The sequence below is a fragment of the Nocardioides daeguensis genome (assembly GCF_019192965.1).
In the GTDB taxonomy this organism is placed as follows: domain Bacteria; phylum Actinomycetota; class Actinomycetes; order Propionibacteriales; family Nocardioidaceae; genus Nocardioides; species Nocardioides daeguensis.
This window is the reverse complement of the sequence record NZ_JAHTKU010000022.1, coordinates 78,273-98,236: the sequence shown is the minus strand read 5'-3', so window position 1 is coordinate 98,236 and position 19,964 is coordinate 78,273. Positions and strand designations below refer to the sequence as shown.

The window sequence follows — 19,964 nt, the reverse complement described above, 5'->3', positions numbered from 1 at the left end:
GGGTGCTCCTACTCCCAACGCACAACGAACCGGGCCTCGCCCGCCACTCGCAGGGAGAACACCATGCGCACCACGAAGAGCACCTCGATCCGCAAGCAGCTCCTCGGCCTGACGACCGCCGCCCTCGCCGTCGGCACCCTCGGCCTCGCCGGCAGCCCCGCCCAAGCCGTCGGCGGCATCGACGGCGGCAACATCAGCAGCTCCGGCGACGTCCCCAACTCCGTCGACGTCGCCGCCTTCGGCTCCGGCGACGCCGTCGCCGCCTGGGCTCGCGAGGTCCCTGGCGGCACCAAGGTCTACGCCGCCATCGCCACCGACGGTGTGTGGGCCGCCCCGAAGGCGGTGACCGCGGCTGCCGTGACCGACGCCCACGACGTCCAGGTCGCCGCCAACGACCAGGGCGACGCGGTCGTCGTGTGGACCCAGACCATCCTCGGCGAGGAGCGGGTCCGCGGCTCGCGGCACCTCGCCAACGACTCCTGGGACGGGTCGGCCCCCCTCAGCGGCGACACCGACTCGATCGAGAGCACCGACGTCGCGATGGACGGCGCAGGCCGGGTCTATGTGGCCTCGGGCGTCGTGATCGGCCCTGTCCACGCCGCTCACGTGACCACGTGGACGCCGGGGCAGACACCCCAGCACGACCAGGTCGACGGGCTCGGCGTGAACCCGAGCATCGCGGTCTCACCGTCGGGCAATGCCGTCGTGGCGTACCGCGGATTCCACGACGGCGACTACGTCGCGTCGGTCAGCCGCCGCACCCCCACGACCGGATGGACGGCGCCGGACAGCACGACGTGGCCCGGCGACGTGGTGTCGGACGTGCAGGTCGATGTCGCGGACGACGGAGCCGGCACGATCCTGTTCGGCGGCAAGGAGAACGGCAAGATCCGTGCGGTGACCGCGGGCGTCACCCCGGCAGGAGAGGTGACGGGGCTCGACATCGTCTCCCCCGACGGCGTCGACACCGCCGAGCGCGCGCTGCACGTGAGCCCCAACGGTCGCGCGGTGGCGACCTGGTCGACGTACCTGAACGACGACTACGCGGTCGGCTTCGCATCGCGTCAGCCCGGGAGCGACTGGGGCACCGCGAGCGTGATCGAGAGCAACACGGTCACCTTCACGCCCACGGCGCCGCTGGTGTCGGACCGGGGTGCCCAGGTGGTCGTGCACAACGACGCCGACCAGCTCACCCTGCGCCACCACACCAACCCGGTCCTCCCGTGGGGCCAGTACGACGCCGGCCCGGCCAACGGAGCGTTCGCGGCCGACATGGACCGTGACGGCAACGTCGTGGCCGTGGGTGTCGTGGAGAACGGCTTCAACTCCTACGTCCAGGCCGACTTCCTCGACATCGCCGGCCCGACCGCGAAGATCACCGCCCCCGGCACGGCCGTCGCGGCGCCGAGCTTCGACGTCGCCTGGAACCTCACCGACACCCTGTCCGGCGTCAAGAGCACCGACGTCATGGTCCGCACCGCCGCCTGGAACGGCGGCTTCGGCCCCCAGCAGGTCATCGCCGACAACGTCACCAACACCTCCGCCCAGCCCTTCGCCGGCACCTTCGGCAGCACCCACTGCTTCCAGGCCCAGGGCACCGACAAGGCCAACAACCTCGGCTTCCGCTCCGAGGAGCGCTGCACCACCGTCCCGCTCGACGACACCGCCCTGAGCGGCAAGAAGTGGAAGCGGACCACCAAGGCCGGCGCCTTCAACAACACCGTCACCACCACCACCAAGAAGGGCCGCAAGCTCACCCTGACCGGCGTCCAGGCCCGCCACCTCGACCTCCTGCTCACCAAGGCCAAGAAGGGCGGCAAGGTCAAGGTCTACTGGAACGGCACCCTGGTGAAGAAGATCAGCCTCAAGGGCAAGGCCGGCCAGGTCACCGTCCCGGTCCTCGACCTCGGCACGGTCCAGGCCGGCACCCTCAAGGTGAAGGTCGTCAGCAAGACCGGCCGCAAGGTCACCGTCGACGGCCTCGTCGCCGCCAAGTAGGACCACCCGCCCACCGGGGCGACGAACCGCCGATCCGTGGGGGATCGGCGGTTCGTCGCATCGCGGAGACACGTCCTACCTTCGTCTGGTGCACACTCCGCCTCGCCACGGACCGCCCCTCGGCGTGGCGATCGGGCTGGTCCTCCTCGGGATCGGGTCGGTCCAGCTCGGCGCCGGCTTCGCGAAGCTGCTGTTCGACGACATCGCCCCCAACGGCGTGGTGTGGCTGCGACTGGCGACCAGCTCGCTGGTGCTCATGCTCTGGGCGCGACCCCACCTGCGCGGCCGCAGCCGCGAGGACTGGCTCGTCGCCGTGCGGTACGGCGCCTGTCTCGGCGCGATGAACTGGGGCATCTACCAGTCCTTCTCGCGGATCCCGATCGGCGTCGCGGTCACCATCGAGTTCATCGGCCCGCTGGTCCTCGCGGCGATCGGGTTCCGTCGGCCGCGCGACCTCGCCTGGGTGCTCCTCGCCGCCCTCGGCGTCCTCCTGCTCGGCTTCGAGCGCGGGCACCTCGACCCTCTCGGCATCCTGTACGCCGTCCTCGCCGGGGCGGCGTGGTCCGGCTATATCTTGTCCAGTGCGGCCACCGGCCGGCGTTGGGAGGGCATCGACGGGCTGGCCGTCGCCAGCCTCGTGGCCGTCCTGCTGGTGAGCCCGCTGCTGCTCACCGTCGACACGGCCGACCTGGCCGACCAGCGGGTGCTCCTGCTGGGCGCCGCGGTCGGCCTGCTCAGCTCGGTGGTGCCGTACAGCGCCGAGCTCGCCGCCCTGCGGACCCTCCCGGCGGCCACCTTCGGCGTCCTGATGAGCCTGGAGCCGGCGGCCGCCGCCCTCGCCGGCCTGGTCGTGGTCGGCGAGTCGCTCGCGCCCGTGCAGTGGGTCGCGATCGGCTGCGTCGTGGCCGCCAGTGTCGGTGCCACCCGCGCCACCCGCGCCGGGGTTCACCCAGATGTCATCCCGACGTGACCTGGGCTACCGGACCCGGTCGTAGTCTCGGAGCTCCCCCTTCCCCGTCCGGAGTCGACACCGCCATGTCACTGCCTGATCCCGTCCTCCGTCTCACCCACACCTGGTCCGTCGCGCTCCAGCAGCGGGCCCGCCGCAACGCCATGGTCGCGCTCACCGCGTGCACCCAGCGCCGCGCCGAGCGCGAGGACGTCGAGGCCTTCCTCGCCGCCCGCGCCGAGGCTCGCGCCCCCGCCCGCCGTACCCCCGACCACGAGGGCTCCGTCTCGCTGCACGCCTGAGGACCCGTCGCTTCGCGGCCCGGTCCGGCACAATCGGCGCCATGTCGACCTCCGCTCCCCGGCCCGAGCAGCGTGTTCGGTCCGCGTCGATCGCCTTCCGCGACATCCTGTCCGACGACGGGACCCACGTCCGTGCCTGGACGAACGACCCCGACGGGGAGATCGACGGCCCGACCGTCGTGCTCTGCAACGGGCTGGGCACGAACCCGTACCTGTGGCCCTGGCTGCTCGAGCCCGACTGCGGGGTGCGGGTGGTGTCGTGGAACCACCGCGGCGTCGGGGGCTCGGAGCGGCCGGCCGACCCGAAGCACGTCGAGATCGAGCACTTCGTCCAGGACGGCCTGTCGGTCATGGACCACTTCGGCATCGACAGCGCCGTGCTCATGGGCTGGTCGATGGGGGTCAACACCGCCTTCGAGCTGACCTACCGCCACCCCGAGCGGGTGCGCGGGATCTTCGCGATGTGCGGCGTCCCCGGCGACACCTTCGCCACGATGCTCGCTCCGCTGCACCTGCCGCGCCTGGTGGCGCGCGCGATCACCGTCAACGCGTGTCGCGTCGCGCAGTACACCGGCTGGGCGGTCAACCCGCTGGTCCGGCACCTGCCCATCACCGCCAACACGATGCGGCTGCTGGGCCGGACCGGGTTCATGTTCCCCCTTGCCGACCCCGAGGCGGCGGCGATCGGCCTGCAGGAGTTCGCCACCACCCCGGTCGACTGGTACGCCCACCTCGCGATCAGCACCTCCCGGCACCCGCGCGTACGGCTCAGCAAGATCGACGTGCCGACCATGTTCGTCTCCGCCACCTGGGACGTCCTGGCGGGCGCCCGCGACATGGCCAGCGCCTCGAAGCGGCTGACCGAGACCGGCAAGCAGAGCAGGTACGTCGAGCTGCGCGGCTCCCACTTCGTCCAGCTGGAGCAGCCGGAGCGGGTCCACGGCCTGCTGCTGGAGTTCCTGGAGCAGCTGTCATGACGCCCCGGCGCCGCCCCGCGGCCGCGCTCGCCGTCCTGGCGCTGCTGGCCCTGACGACCGCGGGCTGCGGCCAGGGCGGCAACGTGAGCACGGTCGACGTGGTGGGCACCGCCACGGCGTCCCCGACCGGATCGGTCGTCGACGGCGAGGTCATCTTCACCATCGACGGCGTGCCCGACGTCGTCGCCACCGTCGCGAGCGGGCTGGCGACGCCGTGGGGCATCGACTTCCTGCCCGACGGCCGCGGCGTCGTCACCGAGCGCGACAGCGGCCGGGTCCTCCTCGTCACGCCGCCGCCGGTCGGCGGCAACGGCACGACCACCGAGGAGGAGGGCAAGGTCGTCGAGGTCGGCCAGATCCCCGAGACCGCGCCCGGCGGCGAGGCCGGCCTGCTCGGCGTGGCCGTCTCCCCCGCCTTCGCCTCCGACGGCCTGGTCTACTTCTACGTCTGCACCGACAATGACAACCGGGTCGTGCGGGCCAGGCTCGACGGCGACCGGCTCGGCCCGACCGAACCGATCCTCACCGGCATCCCCAACGGCCGGATCCACGACGGCGGCCGGCTCGCGTTCGGCCCCGACGGCTTCCTCTACGTCTCCACCGGCGAGACCGGCGACGACCAGCTCGCCCGGGACAGGGACACCTACGCCGGCAAGATCCTGCGGATCACCGCGGACGGCCAGCCCGCGGCCGGCAACCCGTTCGGGACCGCGATCTGGTCGTGGGGCCACCGCAACGTCGAGGGCCTGGCCTTCGATGAGGAGGGCTTGCTCTGGGCCTCCGAGTTCGGGGACGCCAAGGCCGACGAGCTCAACCGGATCGTGCCCGGCGCCGACTACGGCTGGCCCGTCGTCGAGGGCAAGGGCGGCCCGGCGAAGTACACCCAGCCGGAGCTGACGTGGTCCACCGACGAGGCGTCCCCCTCCGGCCTGGCCTACGCCGGCGGCTACCTGTGGATGGCCGCCCTCAACGGCGAGCGGCTGTGGCGGGTCAAGGTCGCCGACGGCCAGGTGAGCGACCCGACCGCGTACTTCGCGGGCAAGAAGGACGCGCCCGGCGAGTACGGCCGGCTGCGCACCGTCGTCCGCGCCCCCGACGGACGGCTGTGGCTCACCACGAGCAACAAGGACGGCCGCGGCACCCCCGGCGGCGGGGACGACCGGATCCTGCTGATCGAGCCCTGAGCCTCAAATCGTTCGATCGAACGGTTAGAGGGGGCTGTTGTAGCACGCACTCCCCCGAATCGTTCGATCGAACGATTCGAGGGACGCTACGGCGCCTCGATCCGCGCCTTGCGCGCCGCCCGGCGCAGGGTGACCAGCACCGCCGGCCCGAGCAGCACGATGGCGAGCGCGTTGGTGATCGCGCGCCCCGTGTCCCAGCCGCCGGTCGAGGTCAGCAAGGTGTAGACGACGAAGTGGTGCAGGTTGTCGAGGACGTCCGCGCCCGGCATGTAGGAGATCTCGGTCGAGTCCTGCCCCGGCACCTGGATGCCGGCCATGAACGGCCACCCCTGCAGGTTCATCAGCAGCCCGTACAGGTAGGCCGAGATGATCCCGTACGCCGCGAGCAGGGCGATCTCCCCGCGTCCTCGAACCTGCCGCGGCAGCAGCCCGGCCCCCATGCCGACCCAGGCGGCGACGAGCATCTGGAACGGCAACCACGGACCGACTCCGGCGGTCATCAGCGCGGAGGCGAACAGGGAGGTGCAGCCGAGCACGAAGCCGAACCCGGCGCCGAACACCCGCCCGCCGAGGATCAGCAGGAAGAAGACCAGCTCCAGACCCGCCGTCCCTGCGCTGACGAGGCGCAGCACGGCGTTGACCGCGCTCAGGACGCCGAGCACCGCGAGCACGCGAGCGTCCATGCCGCCCTCGCTCATCTCGGCGAGGACCACCGCGAGGATGACCGGCAGCAGGAGCAGGAACAGGAACGGCGGGTCCACCCGCTCGGCGTCCGGCGCCACGTCGAGCAGCAGCGGCCAGGCGAGCATCAGCAGCCCGATCACCGACGTGATCGCGAGGACGACACCGGACCGCAACCGCAGCGGTACGGCGGTCGAGCGGACCTCGTGCGCCTGGCTCACCGCGCGACCTCGGCTGCCAGCCGTGCGGCCACGTCGTCGACGCGCAGCCACCCGGCGCCGAGAACCTTGGTGACCTGCGGGGCGAAGGCGGGCGACTCCGAGACGGTCGGGACCACGGGGCCGGCGGAGACGACTTCGCCCTCGGCGAGCACCACGAGGTCGTCGGCGACCTGGGCGACGAACTCGACGTCGTGGGTGGCGACCAGGATCGCGCGGGCCGCGCCGGGCTCGGCGGCGAGCTCGCGGAGCAGGCTGGCGAGGGCCCGCTTGGCCGGGTAGTCCAGGCCGCGGGTGGGCTCGTCGAGCAGCAGCACCGGCGGCCGGGCGGTGAGCACGATCGCCACCGCCAGCGCGAGCCGCTGGCCCTCGGAGAGGTCGCGCGGGTGCCGGTCGGGGTCGATGCCGGGCGCGAGGCGGTCGAGCAGGCCGCGGCAGCTGCCGGCGTCGGCACGGGCCGCGCGGTCCGCGGCCGCGCACTCCGCGGCGACGGTCTCGAGGTAGAGCAGGTCGGCGGGGCTCTGCGGCACCAGGCCCGTGGTCGCACGCCGCTCCTCGGGCGTGAGGCGCGCCGGGTCCTGGCCCGCCACCCGGACGGTCCCGGACGCGGCGCCGTGGCGGCCCTGCAGCGCCCACAGCAGCGTCGACTTCCCGGCCCCGTTGCGGCCCATGAGGGCGGTGACGGTCCCGGGGCGCAGGGTCAGGTCGACCTCGCGCAGGACGGCGGTCCGGCCGTGCGAGACCACGAGGCGTCGCACGTCGACGGCGGAGTCGGCGTCCGGGGCGGGCTGGTCGCGGCGCGGCGGGTCTCCCAGCCGCTCCTTCAGCGCGGGCGCCCGGCGCCGGGCGTCGCGGACGGTGAGTGGGAGCGGCTGCCAGCCGGCGAGGCGGCCGAGCTCGACCAGCGGCGGCGCGATCGGGGCGTCCTGGAGGACCTCGGCGGGGTCGCCGACCTCGACGGCCCCGTCGCTGCGGAGCAGGCAGAGCCGGTCGGCGAAGGGCACCACGCGCTCGAGGCGGTGCTCGGCGACCAGCACCGAGACGCCGAGGTCGTGGACGAGCCGGGTCAGGGTCGCCAGCACGTCCTCGGCGGCGGTCGGGTCGAGCGCGGACGTGGGCTCGTCGAGCACCAGCAGCCGGGGGTGGGTGGCGAGCACCGCGCCGATCGCGACCCGTTGCTGCTGACCGCCCGAGAGGGTGCGCAGGTCGCGGTGGCGCAGGTCCGCGATGCCGAGCAGGTCGAGGGTCTCCTCGACCCGGCGGCGCATCGTGGGCGCGGGCAGCCCCAGCTGCTCCATCCCGAACGCCAGCTCCTCCTCCACCGAGTCGGTGACGAACCAGGCGGCGGGGTTCTGCCCGACGTACCCGATCGCGTGGGCGCGCTCGCGCGCCGGCTGCTCCACGATGCTGGCACCGTCGAGGAGAACGTCACCGGTCAGTGTCCCGCCGGTGTACGACGGCACCAGGCCGGCCACGACGCCGAGCAGCGTCGACTTGCCGACGCCGGTGGGGCCGGCGAGGACGACCAGCTCGCCGTCGGCGACGGTGAGGTCGATCCCGTCGAGGACGGTCGTCGCGGATGCGGTCTCGGGGGCGTCGTACCGCAGGGTGATCCCGCGCAGCTCCAGCATCAGACCCGCACCTCCTCGCGCCGCTGCGCGGTGACCGGCAGCGGCGCCGCCCAGACCGGGACCACCGCGACCAGCACGGCGACCAGCGCGAGCAGCGAGACCTCGGGGCGGACCAGGACGCCGGGGTGCGCGACCTGCGTCTCCCAGCGCTGGAGCGCCCACATCCCCGCACCCGCCGCGATCCCGGACGCCGCGACGACGAGCTCGGGGACCTGCCAGCGGTCGGGGCGGTACCGGGTGCGCTGCACCCGCCGCCCGGCCAGCGCGAAGCCGCCGAGTGCGAGCAGCATCCCGAGCGCCAGCATCGGCAGCGCGAGCAGCCGCGGCGCCGTGCTGTCGAGGAACGCGTAGACGCCGACGCAGACGCCGATCAGGCCCGCGATGATCAGCGCACCTGTCCTGCGCCGCTGCTGTGCGGTGAGCTCGCCGGTGCGGCCGTAGCCGCGGGCGTCCATCCCCGCGGCGAGCGCGAGCGAGCGGTCGAAGGCGTCCTCGAGGATCGGGACCAGCAGCCGTCGTACGCCCCGGATCCGGCGGAACCGGCCCTCCGGTCCCCCGCGCAGCTGCTGCGCGGCCCGGACCCGGCGGGCGCTGTCGGCGAGCTGCGGGACGACGCTGATCGCGACCGTCATCGCCGTGCCGATCTCGTAGAGGGCAGGCGGCAGCGACTTCATCAGCCGCTTGGGGTTGGCCAGCGCGTTGGCGGCGCCGACCGCGATCAGCAGGGTCGCCAGGCGCAGGCCCTCGTAGGTCGCCGCGAGCAGCTCCTCGCGGGTGAACGGTCCGAGCAGCGAGATCCCCGCCGCCCAGTCCGGCAGCGGGATGCTCGGCAGGGTGAACAGGACGTGCCCCGGCACGTCGCCGCCGAGCAGGATCCGGAACAGGATGCGCACCACGACCACCACCACGCCGAGCCACACGTAGAGCCGGAACGACCGCGCCCACGGCTGGTCGGAGCGACAGGTGAGCACGACGAGGGTGATCACGCCGAGCAGGACGAGGAGCAGCAGCGGGTTGGTCGTGAACGACGCGGCGACCGCCACGCCCACCGCCCAGACCCACCACGCCACGGGATGGAGGTCCCGCGCCAGCCGTCCCGCGCCCACGACCCGCTCAGACCTTGCGTCGACGGATCAGGGGTACGGCGCCCGCTGCCCCCAGCACGACCACGACCAGCCCGATCCCGAGCCACGCCGGGAACCCGCCGCCGTCGGTGCTGTCGGCGTCGGCTGCTGTCGCCTCCGGGCCGTCGGTGACTTCGTCGATCGACGGCAGCCCGGTGGTCTGGGTCTGACTGGGCACGTCGGTCGGCACCGGCGAGGTGGACGCCTCGGTCGGGGTCGCGGACGTGGCGCTCGGGCTCGGGCTCGGGGTGGCGCTGGCGGTCGGAGACGTCGAGGTCGCGCCGGCCGACGGCTTCGGCGTGGGCTTCTTCGTCGCCGACGGCTTCTTCTTGCCGCCACTCCCGCTCGTGCCCGCGGCGGACGGGGACGGGGTGGGCTTCGGCTCCACGACCCGCGGGGTCGGGACGACGTCCGGCGGAACGGCCCTGCCGCTGCCCTGGTGCCAGGCGAAGGCGACGTAGCCGCCGTCGGGGACGCGGAGGCTGCCGACACCGCGGCTGGCGTAGGTCCAGGTCCCGTCCTTGCCGTCGGACCACCACAGGCTCCAGTAGGCGTCGGTCTCGGTGCAGTCACCGTCGGCGGGCCGGCCGTTGACCTTGCACACGAAGCCGCTCATCCCGGCCGCCTGGCTGTACTCGATCGCGTAGCCGGCGTCGGCGAAGTTGTTCGCCGCCGTACCGCCATCGGGATCGCAGCCCGCGCTGATCCCCGTCCCCAGCTGGTTGGAGTCGACGACGACGGTGATGCCGGCGCTCCCGCTGCAGGCGGCGGCGGTGGCCGTCGCCTGCGGGAGCAGCACGACGGCAGCCGCGACGAGGATCGTCGCGGCCGCCGTGCGCAGGATGTTGCGGAAGGTCATCACACGACCCGGGTGGCGGCCTTGCCCTTGCGGTCGGGGAACTGGCCGACCACCTTGACCTTGGCCTTGCCCCGCTTCTTGACCTTGATCTTCACCTTGGCCACGCCCTTGGCGTTGGCTGTGCCGGTCGCCTTCTTCTTGCCGATCTTCACGGTCACGCTCTCGCCGGCGGCGAGGCCCTTGACCTTGACCACGGCCTTCTGCTTGGCCTTGAGCTTGGTGGCGACCGTGACCTTGAGCCTCGTGGCGTCGAGGACCTGAAGGGTGGCGGTCGCGCGGCGGCCCGCCGTCACGACGTCCACCGGGACCGCGGCGGCGTCCGCGGGCGCGGTGAAGGAGGTCGTCGTGGCGCCGCCGCCCTGCACCGCCGTCGGCACGCCGGCGATGCTCAGGCAGCCGTTCTCGCCGTCCGCGAGGCCGGTGACGCCGACCGTCACCGTGCCCGCGACGGGGGCGAAGAGCGGGGACACCCCCAGCGGGGCGGTCGCCGGCGCGGCGTCCTGGAGCGCGACGATGGACTGCGCCGTGGCGAGGTACCAGTCGAAGCCGGCCGCGGCGGGGTCGATGCCGTAGGTCCGGCCCTCGGTGATCACCGCGTCCGTGGCGCCGACCGCGCCGCCCTCGGCGACGAGCTTGCCGTCGCAGGCCGATCCCGCCACCTGGTGACGGCGCAGCCAGGTCGCCGCACGTCGCGCCTCCGGCGCCGCCCCGGCCAGGGCCAGGGCGTGGGCGGCGAGACCGGTGGAGTTCGCGTTGACGCCGTAGTTGTCGAAGCCGCCGTCAGTCTTCTGCTCGGCCTTGAGCCAGGCGACAGCGCGGGCGATCGCGTCGTCGACCTTGGCGCTGGCGCCCTTCTGCGGGAGCAGCGCGAAGAGCAGGTCGGCGGTGTCGTCGGGGTCGGCCGTGCAGAACTCGCCGAAGTAGTAGCCCCAGCCTCCGGTCGGGCACTCGAAGTCGTCGATGAGGGAGTCGGTGGCCTTCGCGAGCTCGACGCTGTCCGCAGCGTCGAGGGCTCGCACGGCCAGCCCCTGCGACCAAGCGCCGGGGTAGGCCTCGTCGAGCTGACCAGAGACGTCGTCGACAGCAGCCTCGAGCTTGGCGACCAGGTCTCCCGCCTTCGTGGCGGGGTCGATGCCGACCGCACGGTAGAAGAGGTTGGCCTGGGCGATGCTGACGCCGCCGACAGCGTACGTGCCGACCTTGGCGTCCACCCCCGCCGTGATCTTGTCGAGCGTGGCCTGGTGGCCACCGATCTCGTCCAGCGCGAGCGCGAAGTCGATGGTCTTCGCGACGTCACCGTGCAGGAGGCCGTCGGCGTCGAGCTCACCAGCGAGCCAGTTCGCGGCAGCGCTCTGCGCGACGGGGTCGGCGTGCGCGGCCGGAGCCGGCGCGAGCGTCATCAGACCGCCGGCGACGACGGCACCACCGGCGACGGCAGCGACCGCCCGGCGTACGGACATGGAGGTGGACATGTGGGGCCTTCCCGCTGCAACCGGCGGGCGGGCCCAGAGGTCCTGGGCCGCTGACCCGCTGCTCTCCGCGACAGCGTTGTGTCAGGACGCGCCATGACGGGTGCTCCGGCTCACCGCTCCCCCGAGGGGCGGTCCACGGTTGCGGGTCAGCGCCGGGTTTCGACCGGCTTCCCCCACCACGGGCGTGTTCTCGATGTAACCGGATCAGGGTACCTCCGGCGGGACCCCACGCCCGCATCCGCCCACCACCGGCCATTTCCCGCGCCCGCACCGCTGCGACACGCCGCCGACGCGGCGTGTCGTCACCAGGCCGCTGCGCGACGTGGCCTGTGGAGAGCCGCACGCACCGACTCCGCAACCGGGAGAGAGTGAGCGGGTGGATCCGGTGGAGGCACTCGAGCGGTGGGGTGGCATCGCCGCCGCACGCGACCTGCTCGTGCTCACCTCACGCCGGCAGCTGCGCACCGCCGTCGAGCGGCGAACAGTCCTCCGCGTCGGGCACGGGCGCTACGCGCTCCCCGCTGCGGACCAGGCCAGACGGGCGGCCGCGCTGGTCGGTGGCTACGTGACAGGTCTCAGCGCCGCCCTGCACTGGGGCTGGGAGGTGCGCGTGCCGCCCCGCCGCCCGCAGGTCGCCGTACCTCACGGGCAGCCCGTCCCACGCATCACGGCCGCTGACGCATGCGCCCTCCCCCGCGGGACCGCGACCCAGGGGTGGGCGACCAGCCCGCTGGCGACCGTCCTCCAGTGCGCCCGCGATCTCCCGTTCGCCGACGCGTTGGCCGTGGCGGACTCGGCCCTGCGGCACCGCGCCGTCGAGTACGACGAGCTGCAGGCCTGGGCCACCCCGCGCAACCGCAGGGTCCTGCTGCACGCGACCAGGCTCGCAGCCAACCCGTTCGAGTCGGCGCTGAGGGCGCTGGCGATCGAGGAGGCAGTACCCATGGTGCCCCAGTTCGAGATCCACGCCCGCGGCCTCGTGCTGCACCCGGACCTCGTCGATCCCCTGGCCGGCGTGGTGCTCGAGGCGGAGTCGTGGGAGTTCCACGGCAAGGACAAGTCGGCGTTCGAGGCGGACTGCGAGCGATACAACGCCCTCGTCGCCACCGGCTGGCGGGTGCTGCGGTTCACCTGGTCACAGGTGATGCACCACCCCGCGGAGGTCCGTGCCGTCCTTCGTGAGACCTACGCGGGGCTCGCGGAGTGTGCCGAACACCGACGGAGCCGCCCGTCCCCGGTTCCCCAGGGGCAGGCGGCTCCGTAGCAGTCGGCTCAGGCGAGCTTCTCGAGGATCAGCTCCCGCACCCGGGCGGCGTCGGCCTGACCGCGGGTGGCCTTCATGACCGCGCCGATGACCGCGCCGGCGGCGGCGTGGTTGCCGCCCCGGATCTTCTCGGCGATGTCGGGCTGCGCGGCGAGCGCCTCGTCGATGGCGGCGAGCAGCGGGCCGTCGTCGGAGACGAGGGCCAGGCCGCGCTTCTCGATGACCTCCGCCGCGGTGCCCTCACCGGCGATCAGGCCGTCGAAGACCTGGCGGGCCAGCTTGTCGTTGATCGTCTTGGCGTCGACCAGCGCCTGCACCTCGGCGACCTGCTTCGGCGTCACGCCGACCTCGGCCAGCTCGACACCGGCGTCGTTGGCGCGGCGCAGCAGCTCGGCGACCCACCACTTGCGCGCCGACTGCGGCGCGGTGCCCTCGGCGACGGTGGCCTCGATCAGCGGCAGCGCACCGGCCGCCCAGACGTCACGCATCTCCAGGTCGGAGAAGCCGTACTCCTCCTGCAGCCGGGCCCGCCTCTGCGTCGGGTTCTCGGGCAGGGTGCCGCGCAGCTCCTCGACCCACTCGCGCGACGGCGCCACCGGCACCAGGTCGGGCTCGGGGAAGTAGCGGTAGTCCTCGGCGTCGGACTTCTCGCGGCCCGAGGACGTCGTCCCGGTGTCCTCGTGGAAGTGCCGCGTCTCCTGCAGCACCGAGCCACCGGCGTCGAGGATGCCCGCGTGCCGCGACATCTCGAAGCGCACCGCCCGCTCGACCGAGCGCAGCGAGTTGACGTTCTTGGTCTCCGAGCGGGTTCCCAGCTTCGTCTCGCCCTTCGGCGCGAGCGAGAGGTTCACGTCGGCCCGGATCGAGCCCTGGTCCATCCGGGCGTCGGAGACGCCGAGGGCGAGGATCAGGTCGCGGAGCTGACCGACGTACGCGCGGGCCACGGCCGGCGCCTTCTCGGCCGGCACCAGGATCGGTCGGGTGACGATCTCAATGAGGGGGATGCCGGCGCGGTTGTAGTCGACCAGCGAGTAGTCGGCGCCGTGGATCCGGCCGGTCGCGCCACCGACGTGGGTGGACTTGCCGGTGTCCTCCTCCATGTGGGCGCGCTCGATCTCGATCCGGTAGGTCTCCCCCTCGACCTCGACGTCGAGCCAGCCGTCGAAGGCGATCGGCTCGTCGTACTGGGAGGTCTGGAAGTTCTTCGGCATGTCCGGGTAGAAGTAGTTCTTCCGCGCGAACCGGCACCACTCGGCGATCGAGCAGTTCAGCGCCAGGCCGATCCGGATCGCCGACTCGACGGCCTTGCCGTTGACGACCGGCATCGCGCCGGGCAGGCCCAGGCAGGTCGGGCAGACGTGGGTGTTGGGCTCGCCGCCGAAGAGCGCCGGACAGCCGCAGAACATCTTCGTGTTCGTGTTGAGCTCGACGTGCACCTCGAGCCCCAGGGCGGGGTCGTACTTCGCGATGACCTCGTCGAACGGAACCAGCGTCTCACTCATCGGGGACCCTCCAGCGTCGGAGCCTTGGCCAGGATCGGACCACCCCAGCGGGAGGTCAGGGCCGCCTCGACGGCGGCGCCGACGCGGTAGAGCCGGTCGTCGGCAAGGGCCGGCGCCAGCACCTGGAAGCCGACCGGCAGGCCGTCCTCGTCGGCGAGGCCGGCGGGGACGGAGATGCCGGGGACGCCGGCCAGGTTGGCCGGGATCGTGGCGAGGTCCTGCAGGTACATCGCCAGCGGGTCGTCGAGCTTGTCGCCCAGCGGGAACGCCGTGGTGGGCGAGGTCGGCGAGACCAGCACGTCGACGTCCTCGAAGGCGGCCGCGAAGTCGCGCGAGATGAGCGTGCGGACCTTCTGCGCCTGGCCGTAGTAGGCGTCGTAGTAGCCGCTCGACAGGGCGTAGGTGCCGATCATGATCCGGCGCTTGACCTCGTCGCCGAAGCCGGCGTCGCGGGTCGCCTTCATGACCGCCTCCGCGCTCGGGTCGCCCTCGGGGACGACGCGCAGGCCGTAGCGCATGGCGTCGAACTTGGCGAGGTTGGAGGAGCACTCCGCCGGCAGGATCAGGTAGTAGGTCGCCATCGCGTGCACGAAGGTCGGGCAGGACACCTCGGTGACCTCGGCGCCGAGCTCCTTGAGCAGGTCGACGGTCTCGGCGAAGCGCTGCATGACGCCGGGCTGCCAGCCGTCGCCGGCGAGCTCCTTGATCACGCCCACGCGCAGCCCGGAGAGGTCGCCGGCGGCGCCCTTGCGGGCCGCCTCGACGAAGCCGCCGACGGGGGTGTCGACCGACGTCGAGTCGAGCGGGTCGTGGCCGCCGATCAGCTCGTGCAGCAGCGCCGAGTCGAGGACGGTCCGGGTGACCGGGCCGACCTGGTCGAGGCTATTGGCGAGCGCGACCAGGCCGTAGCGCGAGACGCCGCCGTAGGTCGGCTTCACGCCGACGGTGCCGGTGACGGCACCGGGCTGGCGGATCGAGCCGCCGGTGTCGGTGCCGAGCGCCAGCGGAGCCTCGAAGGCCGCCACGGCCGCGGCCGAGCCGCCGCCGGAGCCCCCGGGGATCCGGGTCTGGTCCCACGGGTTGCGCGTCGGGCCGTACGCCGAGTGCTCGGTGGAGGAGCCCATGGCGAACTCGTCCATGTTGGTCTTGCCGAGGATCGGCAGGCCGGCGGCCTTGATCTTGCCGACGACCGTGGCGTCGTACGGCGGCACCCAGCCCTCGAGGATCTTCGAGCCGCAGGTGGTGGGCAGGCCCTGGGTCGCCAGCACGTCCTTGACCGCGATCGGCACGCCGTCGAGCAGGTGCCGGGCCTCCCCCGCGGCCCGGCGGGCGTCGGACTCGGCGGCCTGGGCGAGGGCGCCCTCGGCATCGACGTGGAGGAAGGCGTGCACGCCGGACGCGGCGTCGCCGTCGACGGCGGCGATCCGGTCCAGGTGGGCCTGGGTGACCTCGACGGAGGTCGTCTCCCCGGCGGCCAGCAGGTCCGCGAGCTCGGCGGCGGTCTTGGTGATGATCTCGCTCACTGCTCGTCCCCCAGGATCCGCGGGACCCGGAACCGCTGCTCCTCGACCTCCGGCGCGCCGGACAGCGCCTGCTCGGCGCTCAGGCTCGGACGGACGACGTCCTCACGGAAGACGTTGGTGAGCGGGATCGGGTGGGAGGTCGGCGGCACGTCGTCGCCGGCCACACCGCTGATGGACGCGACCGCCTCGAGGATCACGTTGAGCTGGGGGGCCAGGTGGTCCAGCTCGGCGTCGTCGAGGTCGATCCGGGCGAGGTCGGCCAGGTGGGCCACCTCGTCGCGGGTGAGTTGAGACATGCCCGCGATTCTAGGGCCCGGGCCAGCACCCCTGGCCCGGGCCCGTCCGGCTCCGGGGGGCAGCCCTAGAATCCGCCAGGTGTACGCCGTCTCCCCCGCTCCGCGCCGCCTGCCGCAGCGCGTGGTCGTGGCCGGCACCCCGGGCGACGCCCTGGCGGACTTCCTGCACCGCCTCGCGACCGCTCTCGACGTCCCGCTCGTCCCGCTCGGGGACCTGACCGGCCCGAGCGAGGTGGCCCGGCTGGCGGCGTTCGACGGCTGGGTGACGACGGCCGAGGAGGCCTGGGCCCGCCCGCTCCTCCTCGAGCGTGCCGATCTGCTCGTCCGGGTCGACCTGGCGCCGACCACCTTCGCGGGACGCGTACGCCGCACGCTGCGGCGGATCCGCTCCGAGGTCCGCGAGCCCGATCTCGGCTGGGTCGACCGCGCGCCCGCGATCCACCCCCGGCTGCAGGTGGTCCGGGTGCCGGACCCGGACAGCGCCGAGCGCTGGCTGCACGCGCTGTCGTAGTCCGAAGGTACGGACCGCTTCGGGTCCTTGGGCCCTCCAGATCCCGCCCGGCCGGGATCATCCTCGAAGCATGTCCACCACCGACCACGTCAACGCAATCGTCCGCCAGGAGCTGCTGCGACTGGCCGAGCTCGAGGAGTCCCTGGCCGCCCGGGAGGCGACCGCGGTCCCCTACTGGATGCCCTGCCCCCCGAGCGTCCACGGCCGGCGCGAGGCCGCCCTCGCCCTGCGTGCCGACGCCGAGCGGTTCCTCACCTAGATGTTCTGGCCGGGCCGCCCTCAACCGAGGTGGCGGCTCAAGAACCGACCGGTCCGCTCCATCGAGCGCCCCCACTGCGGCCCGAAGGCGTGCTCCTCGCCCGGGTAGGTCCGCAGGGTCACGTCCACACCGGCCCGGCGCAGGAGCCTGGTCGTGGTCCGGCTCCACCGGATCGGGCAGGAGTCGTCCGAGGTGCCGTGGTGGATGAGCACCGGCTCGGTGATGTCGCCGAAGTAGGTGCGGGGACTGACCCCTTGCCAGAACGCCGGCCGCGCCGAGGGCTCGCCGTACCGGCGCAGGATGCGGCGGGCGAGGCCGGCGCGGCCGGGGTCCGGCCGGATCCAGCGCTCGAAGTTGTCGACCGCGTCGGAGCTGACCGGTGCGAAGACGACAGCCGCGTCGACCAGGCCGGGCTGCACGACGAGGGCGTTGTAGACGACCCCGCCGCCCATCGAGCGTCCGACCAGCGCGACCCGGTCGTCGTCGACCGGACCGTCCCAGGCCCGCAGCGCGAGCACCGCGTTGATCACGTCCTCGGTGTAGCCCAGCCGCAGGTCGAGCCCGCCGCTCGGGTCGGGGTCCGAACCGGCGTGACCGCGGTAGTCGACGTGCAGCGCGACGTACCCGTGGTCGCCGAACCAGGCCCGCTCGCGGGTCATGCCCTGCCCGTTCACGTAGACAGCGGGATCGATGTAGCCGTGCGCGAGAACGACCGCCGGGAAGGGGCCGCGGCCCTCGGGGACCGCGAGCCGCCCGGACACGGTGAGGTCACCGCTGCGCCAGGTGACGGCGTACTGCCGGTGCCGCGGAGTGCGCGCGACCTGCTCCCCCAGGCGCAGTCCGCGCCCGTCGTACGTCTTCTGGGCGAGCGCGGGCAGCGACACAGGGTGCGGTACGGCGGCCGGCTCGTCCGGCGGCCCGGAGGGAGCCGCCGGCGGACTGCTCGATGCCGGGCGCGGCGCGCTGCCGGAGTCCTCGGTACCGGTGCACGCCGTGGCCAGCAACGCGAGGAGGACGACGGGGACCCAGCGCCTCACCGGCCCATCATGCCTCGGGCGGCCCCTCGGCGAGCAGCCTCTTGAACCCGTCCTCGTCGAGGATCGGTACGCCGAGCTGCCCGGCCTTCTCCGCCTTGGAGCCGGCGTTCTCGCCGATCACCACGAAGTCGGTCTTCTTCGACACCGATCCCGCGGCCTTGCCGCCACGGGAGAGGATCGCCTCCTTGGCCGAGTCGCGGGAGAAGTCCTGGAGCGAGCCGGTGACGACCACGGTGAGGCCCTCGAGGGTGCGCTCGACCGACTCGTCGCGCTCGTCGGCGAGCTGGACACCGGCGGCCTCCCACTTGTCGACGATCGCGGTGTGCCACTCGACGCCGAACCACTCGATGACGGCGGCCGCGATGGTCGGGCCGACGCCCTCGGCGGCGGCCAGCTCCTCCTCGGAGGCATCGCGGATCGCGGCCATCGAGCCGAACTCCGTGGCCAGCGCCCGGGCCGCGGTGGGGCCGACGTGGCGGATGGAGAGCGCGACCAGCACCCGCCAGAGCGGGACCTGCTTGCGCTCGGCGAGGTTGGCGAGCAGCTTCTCGCCGTTGGCGCTCAGCTGCGGCCCGTCCTCGCCCTTTTTGGGGGCGCGGGTGAACAGCGGCGCGGTCAGCAGCCGGGCGGCGTCGAGGTCGAAGATGTCGCCCTCGTTGGCGATCGCGCCCGCCTCGAGCAGCGCGACGGCGGCCTCGTAGCCGAGGCCCTCGATGTCGAAGGCGCCGCGGCCCGCGACGTGGAAGACCCGCTCGCGGACCTGGGCCGGGCAGTGCTCGTGGTTGGGGCAGCGGCGGTCCTTGTCACCCTGCTTCTGCTCCACCAGCGGGGTGCCGCACGACGGGCACTCGGTCGGCATCACCCAGGCCGGAAGGCCCTCGGGGCGCAGCGCGAGCACCGGCCCGACGATCTCGGGGATCACGTCGCCGGCCTTGCGCAGGATCACCGTGTCGCCGGGGCGCACGTCCTTGCGGGCCACCTCGTACCCGTTGTGCAGCGTGGCCATCTCGACCGTGGATCCGGCCACCTTGACCGGCTCCATCACGCCGTACGGCGTCACCCGGCCGGTGCGCCCGGTGTTGACCCGGATGTCCTTGAGGAGGGTGTTGACCTCCTCCGGCGGGTACTTGTAGGCGATCGCCCACCGCGGTGCCCGGCTGGTCGAGCCGAGCCGCCGCTGCTGGGCGACGTCGTCGACCTTCACCACCACGCCGTCGATCTCGTAGGGCACGATGCTGTGCCGCTTCTCCCCCGCGTGGGCGATGTAGCCCTCGACCTCGGCCAGCGTCGGCAACACCCGCACCTGCTCGGAGACAGGCAGGCCCCAGGCGGCGAGCGCCTCGTAGGCCTGGGACTGCGCCGTGGGCTCGAAGCCCTCCCGGGCGCCGATGCCGTGGCAGACCATGCCGAGGGCACGGGTGGCGGTGACCCTCGGGTCCTTCTGGCGCAGCGACCCGGCGGCGGCGTTGCGCGGGTTGGCGAAGGCCTGCTTGCCGGCCTCGGTCATCGCCACGTTGAGAGCCTCGAACGCCTCGACGGGGAGGAAGACCTCGCCGCGCACCTCGACCAACGCGGGCACCGGGAACTCGTCGGTTCCGCTCAACCGGTGCGGGACGGCCTCGATGGTGCGCACGTTGGGCGTGACGTCCTCACCGGTGCGCCCGTCGCCGCGGGTGAGCGCGCGGACCAGCCGCCCCTGCTCGTAGAGCAGGTTGATCGCCAGGCCGTCGACCTTGAGCTCGCACAGCAGCGCGGGGTCCTCGACGCCGTCGCGGCCGAGCCGGGCGTGCCACGCGGCGAGCTCCTCGAACGAGAAGGCGTTGTCGAGGCTCTCCATCCGCTGCAGGTGGTCGACCGCGGTGAACTCGGTCGCCACCGCACCGCCGACCTTCTGGGTCGGCGAGTCCGGCGTACGGAGCTCGGCGTACTGCTCCTCGAGCTCCTCGAGGCGGCGCATCCGCAGGTCGAAGTCGGCGTCGGACAGCGTCGGCTGGTCGAGGACGTAGTAGCGCCAGCGCGCCTCCTCGACCTCCTCGGCGATCCGGGCGTGCTCCTCACGGGCCTCGGCGGGGACGACGGGGAGGTCGGCGGCGTCGCTCATGGACCGCATTCTTCCCTGTCCCTCCGACAGGCCGGCCTCGACTGTCGGTGGTCACCGCAATGATCGGGGAATCGAT

General features: G+C 73.1%; 18 protein-coding genes and 1 riboswitch. Of the genes, 8 read left to right on the top strand and 10 right to left on the bottom strand.

Translation table 11 applies throughout. The features are described from left to right. Positions 1 to 63 precede the first annotated feature (63 nt). From KU893_RS18585 to KU893_RS18565, 5 genes are all read left to right on the top strand, one after another. A complete protein-coding gene (locus KU893_RS18585) occupies positions 64 to 1,998 on the top strand; it encodes a hypothetical protein (RefSeq protein ID WP_218235880.1) in 1,935 nt (644 codons plus the stop codon). 88 nt (positions 1,999 to 2,086) lie between these two features. Next, a complete protein-coding gene (locus KU893_RS18580) occupies positions 2,087 to 2,968 on the top strand; it encodes an EamA family transporter (RefSeq protein ID WP_257441556.1) in 882 nt (293 codons plus the stop codon). Positions 2,969 to 3,033: 65 nt separating this feature from the next. Next, complete coding sequence (locus KU893_RS18575) at positions 3,034 to 3,249, top strand: hypothetical protein (protein ID WP_218235879.1); 216 nt, start codon at positions 3,034 to 3,036, stop codon at positions 3,247 to 3,249. 41 nt (positions 3,250 to 3,290) lie between these two features. After that, complete coding sequence (locus tag KU893_RS18570) at positions 3,291 to 4,226, top strand: alpha/beta fold hydrolase (RefSeq protein ID WP_218235878.1); 936 nt, start codon at positions 3,291 to 3,293, stop codon at positions 4,224 to 4,226. Continuing rightward, the gene (locus KU893_RS18565) at positions 4,223 to 5,410 is read left to right on the top strand and encodes a PQQ-dependent sugar dehydrogenase (RefSeq protein WP_218235877.1); all 1,188 of its coding nucleotides are present in this window, start codon (positions 4,223 to 4,225) and stop codon (positions 5,408 to 5,410) included. The genes KU893_RS18570 and KU893_RS18565 overlap by 4 nt, the downstream gene beginning before the upstream one ends. Positions 5,411 to 5,496: 86 nt before the next feature. On the opposite strand, the gene KU893_RS18560 is transcribed toward KU893_RS18565, so the two are convergent. Genes KU893_RS18560 through KU893_RS18540 form a run of 5 tightly spaced genes read right to left on the bottom strand, consistent with a single transcriptional unit; the run spans position 5,497 to position 11,395 of the window. Further along, positions 5,497 to 6,312 (bottom strand): ECF transporter S component, encoded by an 816-nt coding sequence (locus tag KU893_RS18560; RefSeq protein ID WP_372449728.1) that lies wholly within the window; start codon positions 6,310 to 6,312, stop codon positions 5,497 to 5,499. After that, on the bottom strand, positions 6,309 to 7,940 hold the full coding sequence (locus tag KU893_RS18555) for an ABC transporter ATP-binding protein (RefSeq protein WP_218235876.1): 1,632 nt from the start codon (positions 7,938 to 7,940) through the stop codon (positions 6,309 to 6,311). The genes KU893_RS18560 and KU893_RS18555 overlap by 4 nt, the downstream gene beginning before the upstream one ends. Beyond that, positions 7,940 to 9,046 carry an energy-coupling factor transporter transmembrane component T gene (locus KU893_RS18550; RefSeq protein ID WP_218235875.1) on the bottom strand — a complete coding sequence of 369 codons (1,107 nt, stop codon included), beginning with the start codon at positions 9,044 to 9,046 and terminating at the stop codon, positions 7,940 to 7,942. Before KU893_RS18550 ends, KU893_RS18555 begins: the two co-directional genes overlap by 1 nt. 7 nt (positions 9,047 to 9,053) lie before the next feature. Continuing rightward, positions 9,054 to 9,923, bottom strand: a complete 870-nt coding sequence (locus KU893_RS18545) for a hypothetical protein (protein WP_218235874.1) — start codon at positions 9,921 to 9,923, stop codon at positions 9,054 to 9,056. Continuing rightward, positions 9,923 to 11,395, bottom strand: coding sequence for a hypothetical protein (locus tag KU893_RS18540; RefSeq protein ID WP_218235873.1), 1,473 nt, complete (start codon positions 11,393 to 11,395; stop codon positions 9,923 to 9,925). The genes KU893_RS18545 and KU893_RS18540 overlap by 1 nt, the downstream gene beginning before the upstream one ends. Positions 11,396 to 11,473: 78 nt before the next feature. Then, a riboswitch (cobalamin riboswitch) is annotated at positions 11,474 to 11,619 on the bottom strand. Positions 11,620 to 11,771: 152 nt separating this feature from the next. Here KU893_RS18540 and KU893_RS18535 point away from each other — a divergent pair. Further along, positions 11,772 to 12,659, top strand: coding sequence for a PDDEXK family nuclease (locus KU893_RS18535; RefSeq protein WP_218235872.1), 888 nt, complete (start codon positions 11,772 to 11,774; stop codon positions 12,657 to 12,659). Positions 12,660 to 12,667: 8 nt separating this feature from the next. On the opposite strand, the gene gatB is transcribed toward KU893_RS18535, so the two are convergent. The 3 genes from gatB to gatC are packed head-to-tail and all read right to left on the bottom strand — an operon-like array spanning position 12,668 to position 15,980. Beyond that, on the bottom strand, positions 12,668 to 14,161 hold the full coding sequence (gatB, locus tag KU893_RS18530) for an Asp-tRNA(Asn)/Glu-tRNA(Gln) amidotransferase subunit GatB (RefSeq protein WP_218235871.1): 1,494 nt from the start codon (positions 14,159 to 14,161) through the stop codon (positions 12,668 to 12,670). Continuing rightward, the gene (gene gatA, locus KU893_RS18525; protein WP_218235870.1) at positions 14,158 to 15,684 is read right to left on the bottom strand and encodes an Asp-tRNA(Asn)/Glu-tRNA(Gln) amidotransferase subunit GatA; all 1,527 of its coding nucleotides are present in this window, start codon (positions 15,682 to 15,684) and stop codon (positions 14,158 to 14,160) included. Before gatA ends, gatB begins: the two co-directional genes overlap by 4 nt. Then, positions 15,681 to 15,980: an Asp-tRNA(Asn)/Glu-tRNA(Gln) amidotransferase subunit GatC gene (gene gatC / locus KU893_RS18520; protein WP_218235869.1), complete on the bottom strand. Its 300-nt coding sequence runs from the start codon at positions 15,978 to 15,980 to the stop codon at positions 15,681 to 15,683. Before gatC ends, gatA begins: the two co-directional genes overlap by 4 nt. 79 nt (positions 15,981 to 16,059) lie before the next feature. Here gatC and KU893_RS18515 point away from each other — a divergent pair, with 79 nt between their 5' ends. Continuing rightward, positions 16,060 to 16,491 (top strand): hypothetical protein, encoded by a 432-nt coding sequence (locus tag KU893_RS18515; RefSeq protein WP_218235868.1) that lies wholly within the window; start codon positions 16,060 to 16,062, stop codon positions 16,489 to 16,491. 70 nt (positions 16,492 to 16,561) lie between these two features. Next, positions 16,562 to 16,750, top strand: a complete 189-nt coding sequence (locus KU893_RS18510) for a hypothetical protein (protein ID WP_218235867.1) — start codon at positions 16,562 to 16,564, stop codon at positions 16,748 to 16,750. A 20-nt stretch (positions 16,751 to 16,770) separates the two neighbouring features. Here the strand turns inward: KU893_RS18510 and KU893_RS18505 are convergent, their stop codons facing one another. Further along, positions 16,771 to 17,787, bottom strand: coding sequence for an alpha/beta hydrolase family protein (locus KU893_RS18505; protein WP_257441557.1), 1,017 nt, complete (start codon positions 17,785 to 17,787; stop codon positions 16,771 to 16,773). 7 nt (positions 17,788 to 17,794) lie between these two features. Next, a complete protein-coding gene (gene ligA / locus KU893_RS18500) occupies positions 17,795 to 19,888 on the bottom strand; it encodes an NAD-dependent DNA ligase LigA (RefSeq protein ID WP_246592860.1) in 2,094 nt (697 codons plus the stop codon). Positions 19,889 to 19,964: the final 76 nt, after the last annotated feature.

What these genes read in the sequence shown, in the direction of transcription:
- KU893_RS18585 (WP_218235880.1), top strand. Translation starts at nt 64, where the DNA reads ATGCGCACCACGAAGAGCACCTCGATCCGCAAGCAGCTCCTCGGCCTG.
- KU893_RS18575 (WP_218235879.1), top strand. Translation starts at nt 3,034, where the DNA reads ATGTCACTGCCTGATCCCGTCCTCCGTCTCACCCACACCTGGTCCGTC.
- KU893_RS18570 (WP_218235878.1), top strand. Translation starts at nt 3,291, where the DNA reads ATGTCGACCTCCGCTCCCCGGCCCGAGCAGCGTGTTCGGTCCGCGTCG.
- KU893_RS18565 (WP_218235877.1), top strand. Translation starts at nt 4,223, where the DNA reads ATGACGCCCCGGCGCCGCCCCGCGGCCGCGCTCGCCGTCCTGGCGCTG.
- KU893_RS18555 (WP_218235876.1), bottom strand. Translation starts at nt 7,940, where the DNA reads ATGCTGGAGCTGCGCGGGATCACCCTGCGGTACGACGCCCCCGAGACC.
- KU893_RS18545 (WP_218235874.1), bottom strand. Translation starts at nt 9,923, where the DNA reads ATGACCTTCCGCAACATCCTGCGCACGGCGGCCGCGACGATCCTCGTC.
- KU893_RS18540 (WP_218235873.1), bottom strand. Translation starts at nt 11,395, where the DNA reads ATGTCCACCTCCATGTCCGTACGCCGGGCGGTCGCTGCCGTCGCCGGT.
- gatB (WP_218235871.1), bottom strand. Translation starts at nt 14,161, where the DNA reads ATGAGTGAGACGCTGGTTCCGTTCGACGAGGTCATCGCGAAGTACGAC.
- gatC (WP_218235869.1), bottom strand. Translation starts at nt 15,980, where the DNA reads ATGTCTCAACTCACCCGCGACGAGGTGGCCCACCTGGCCGACCTCGCC.
- KU893_RS18510 (WP_218235867.1), top strand. Translation starts at nt 16,562, where the DNA reads ATGTCCACCACCGACCACGTCAACGCAATCGTCCGCCAGGAGCTGCTG.
- ligA (WP_246592860.1), bottom strand. Translation starts at nt 19,888, where the DNA reads ATGAGCGACGCCGCCGACCTCCCCGTCGTCCCCGCCGAGGCCCGTGAG.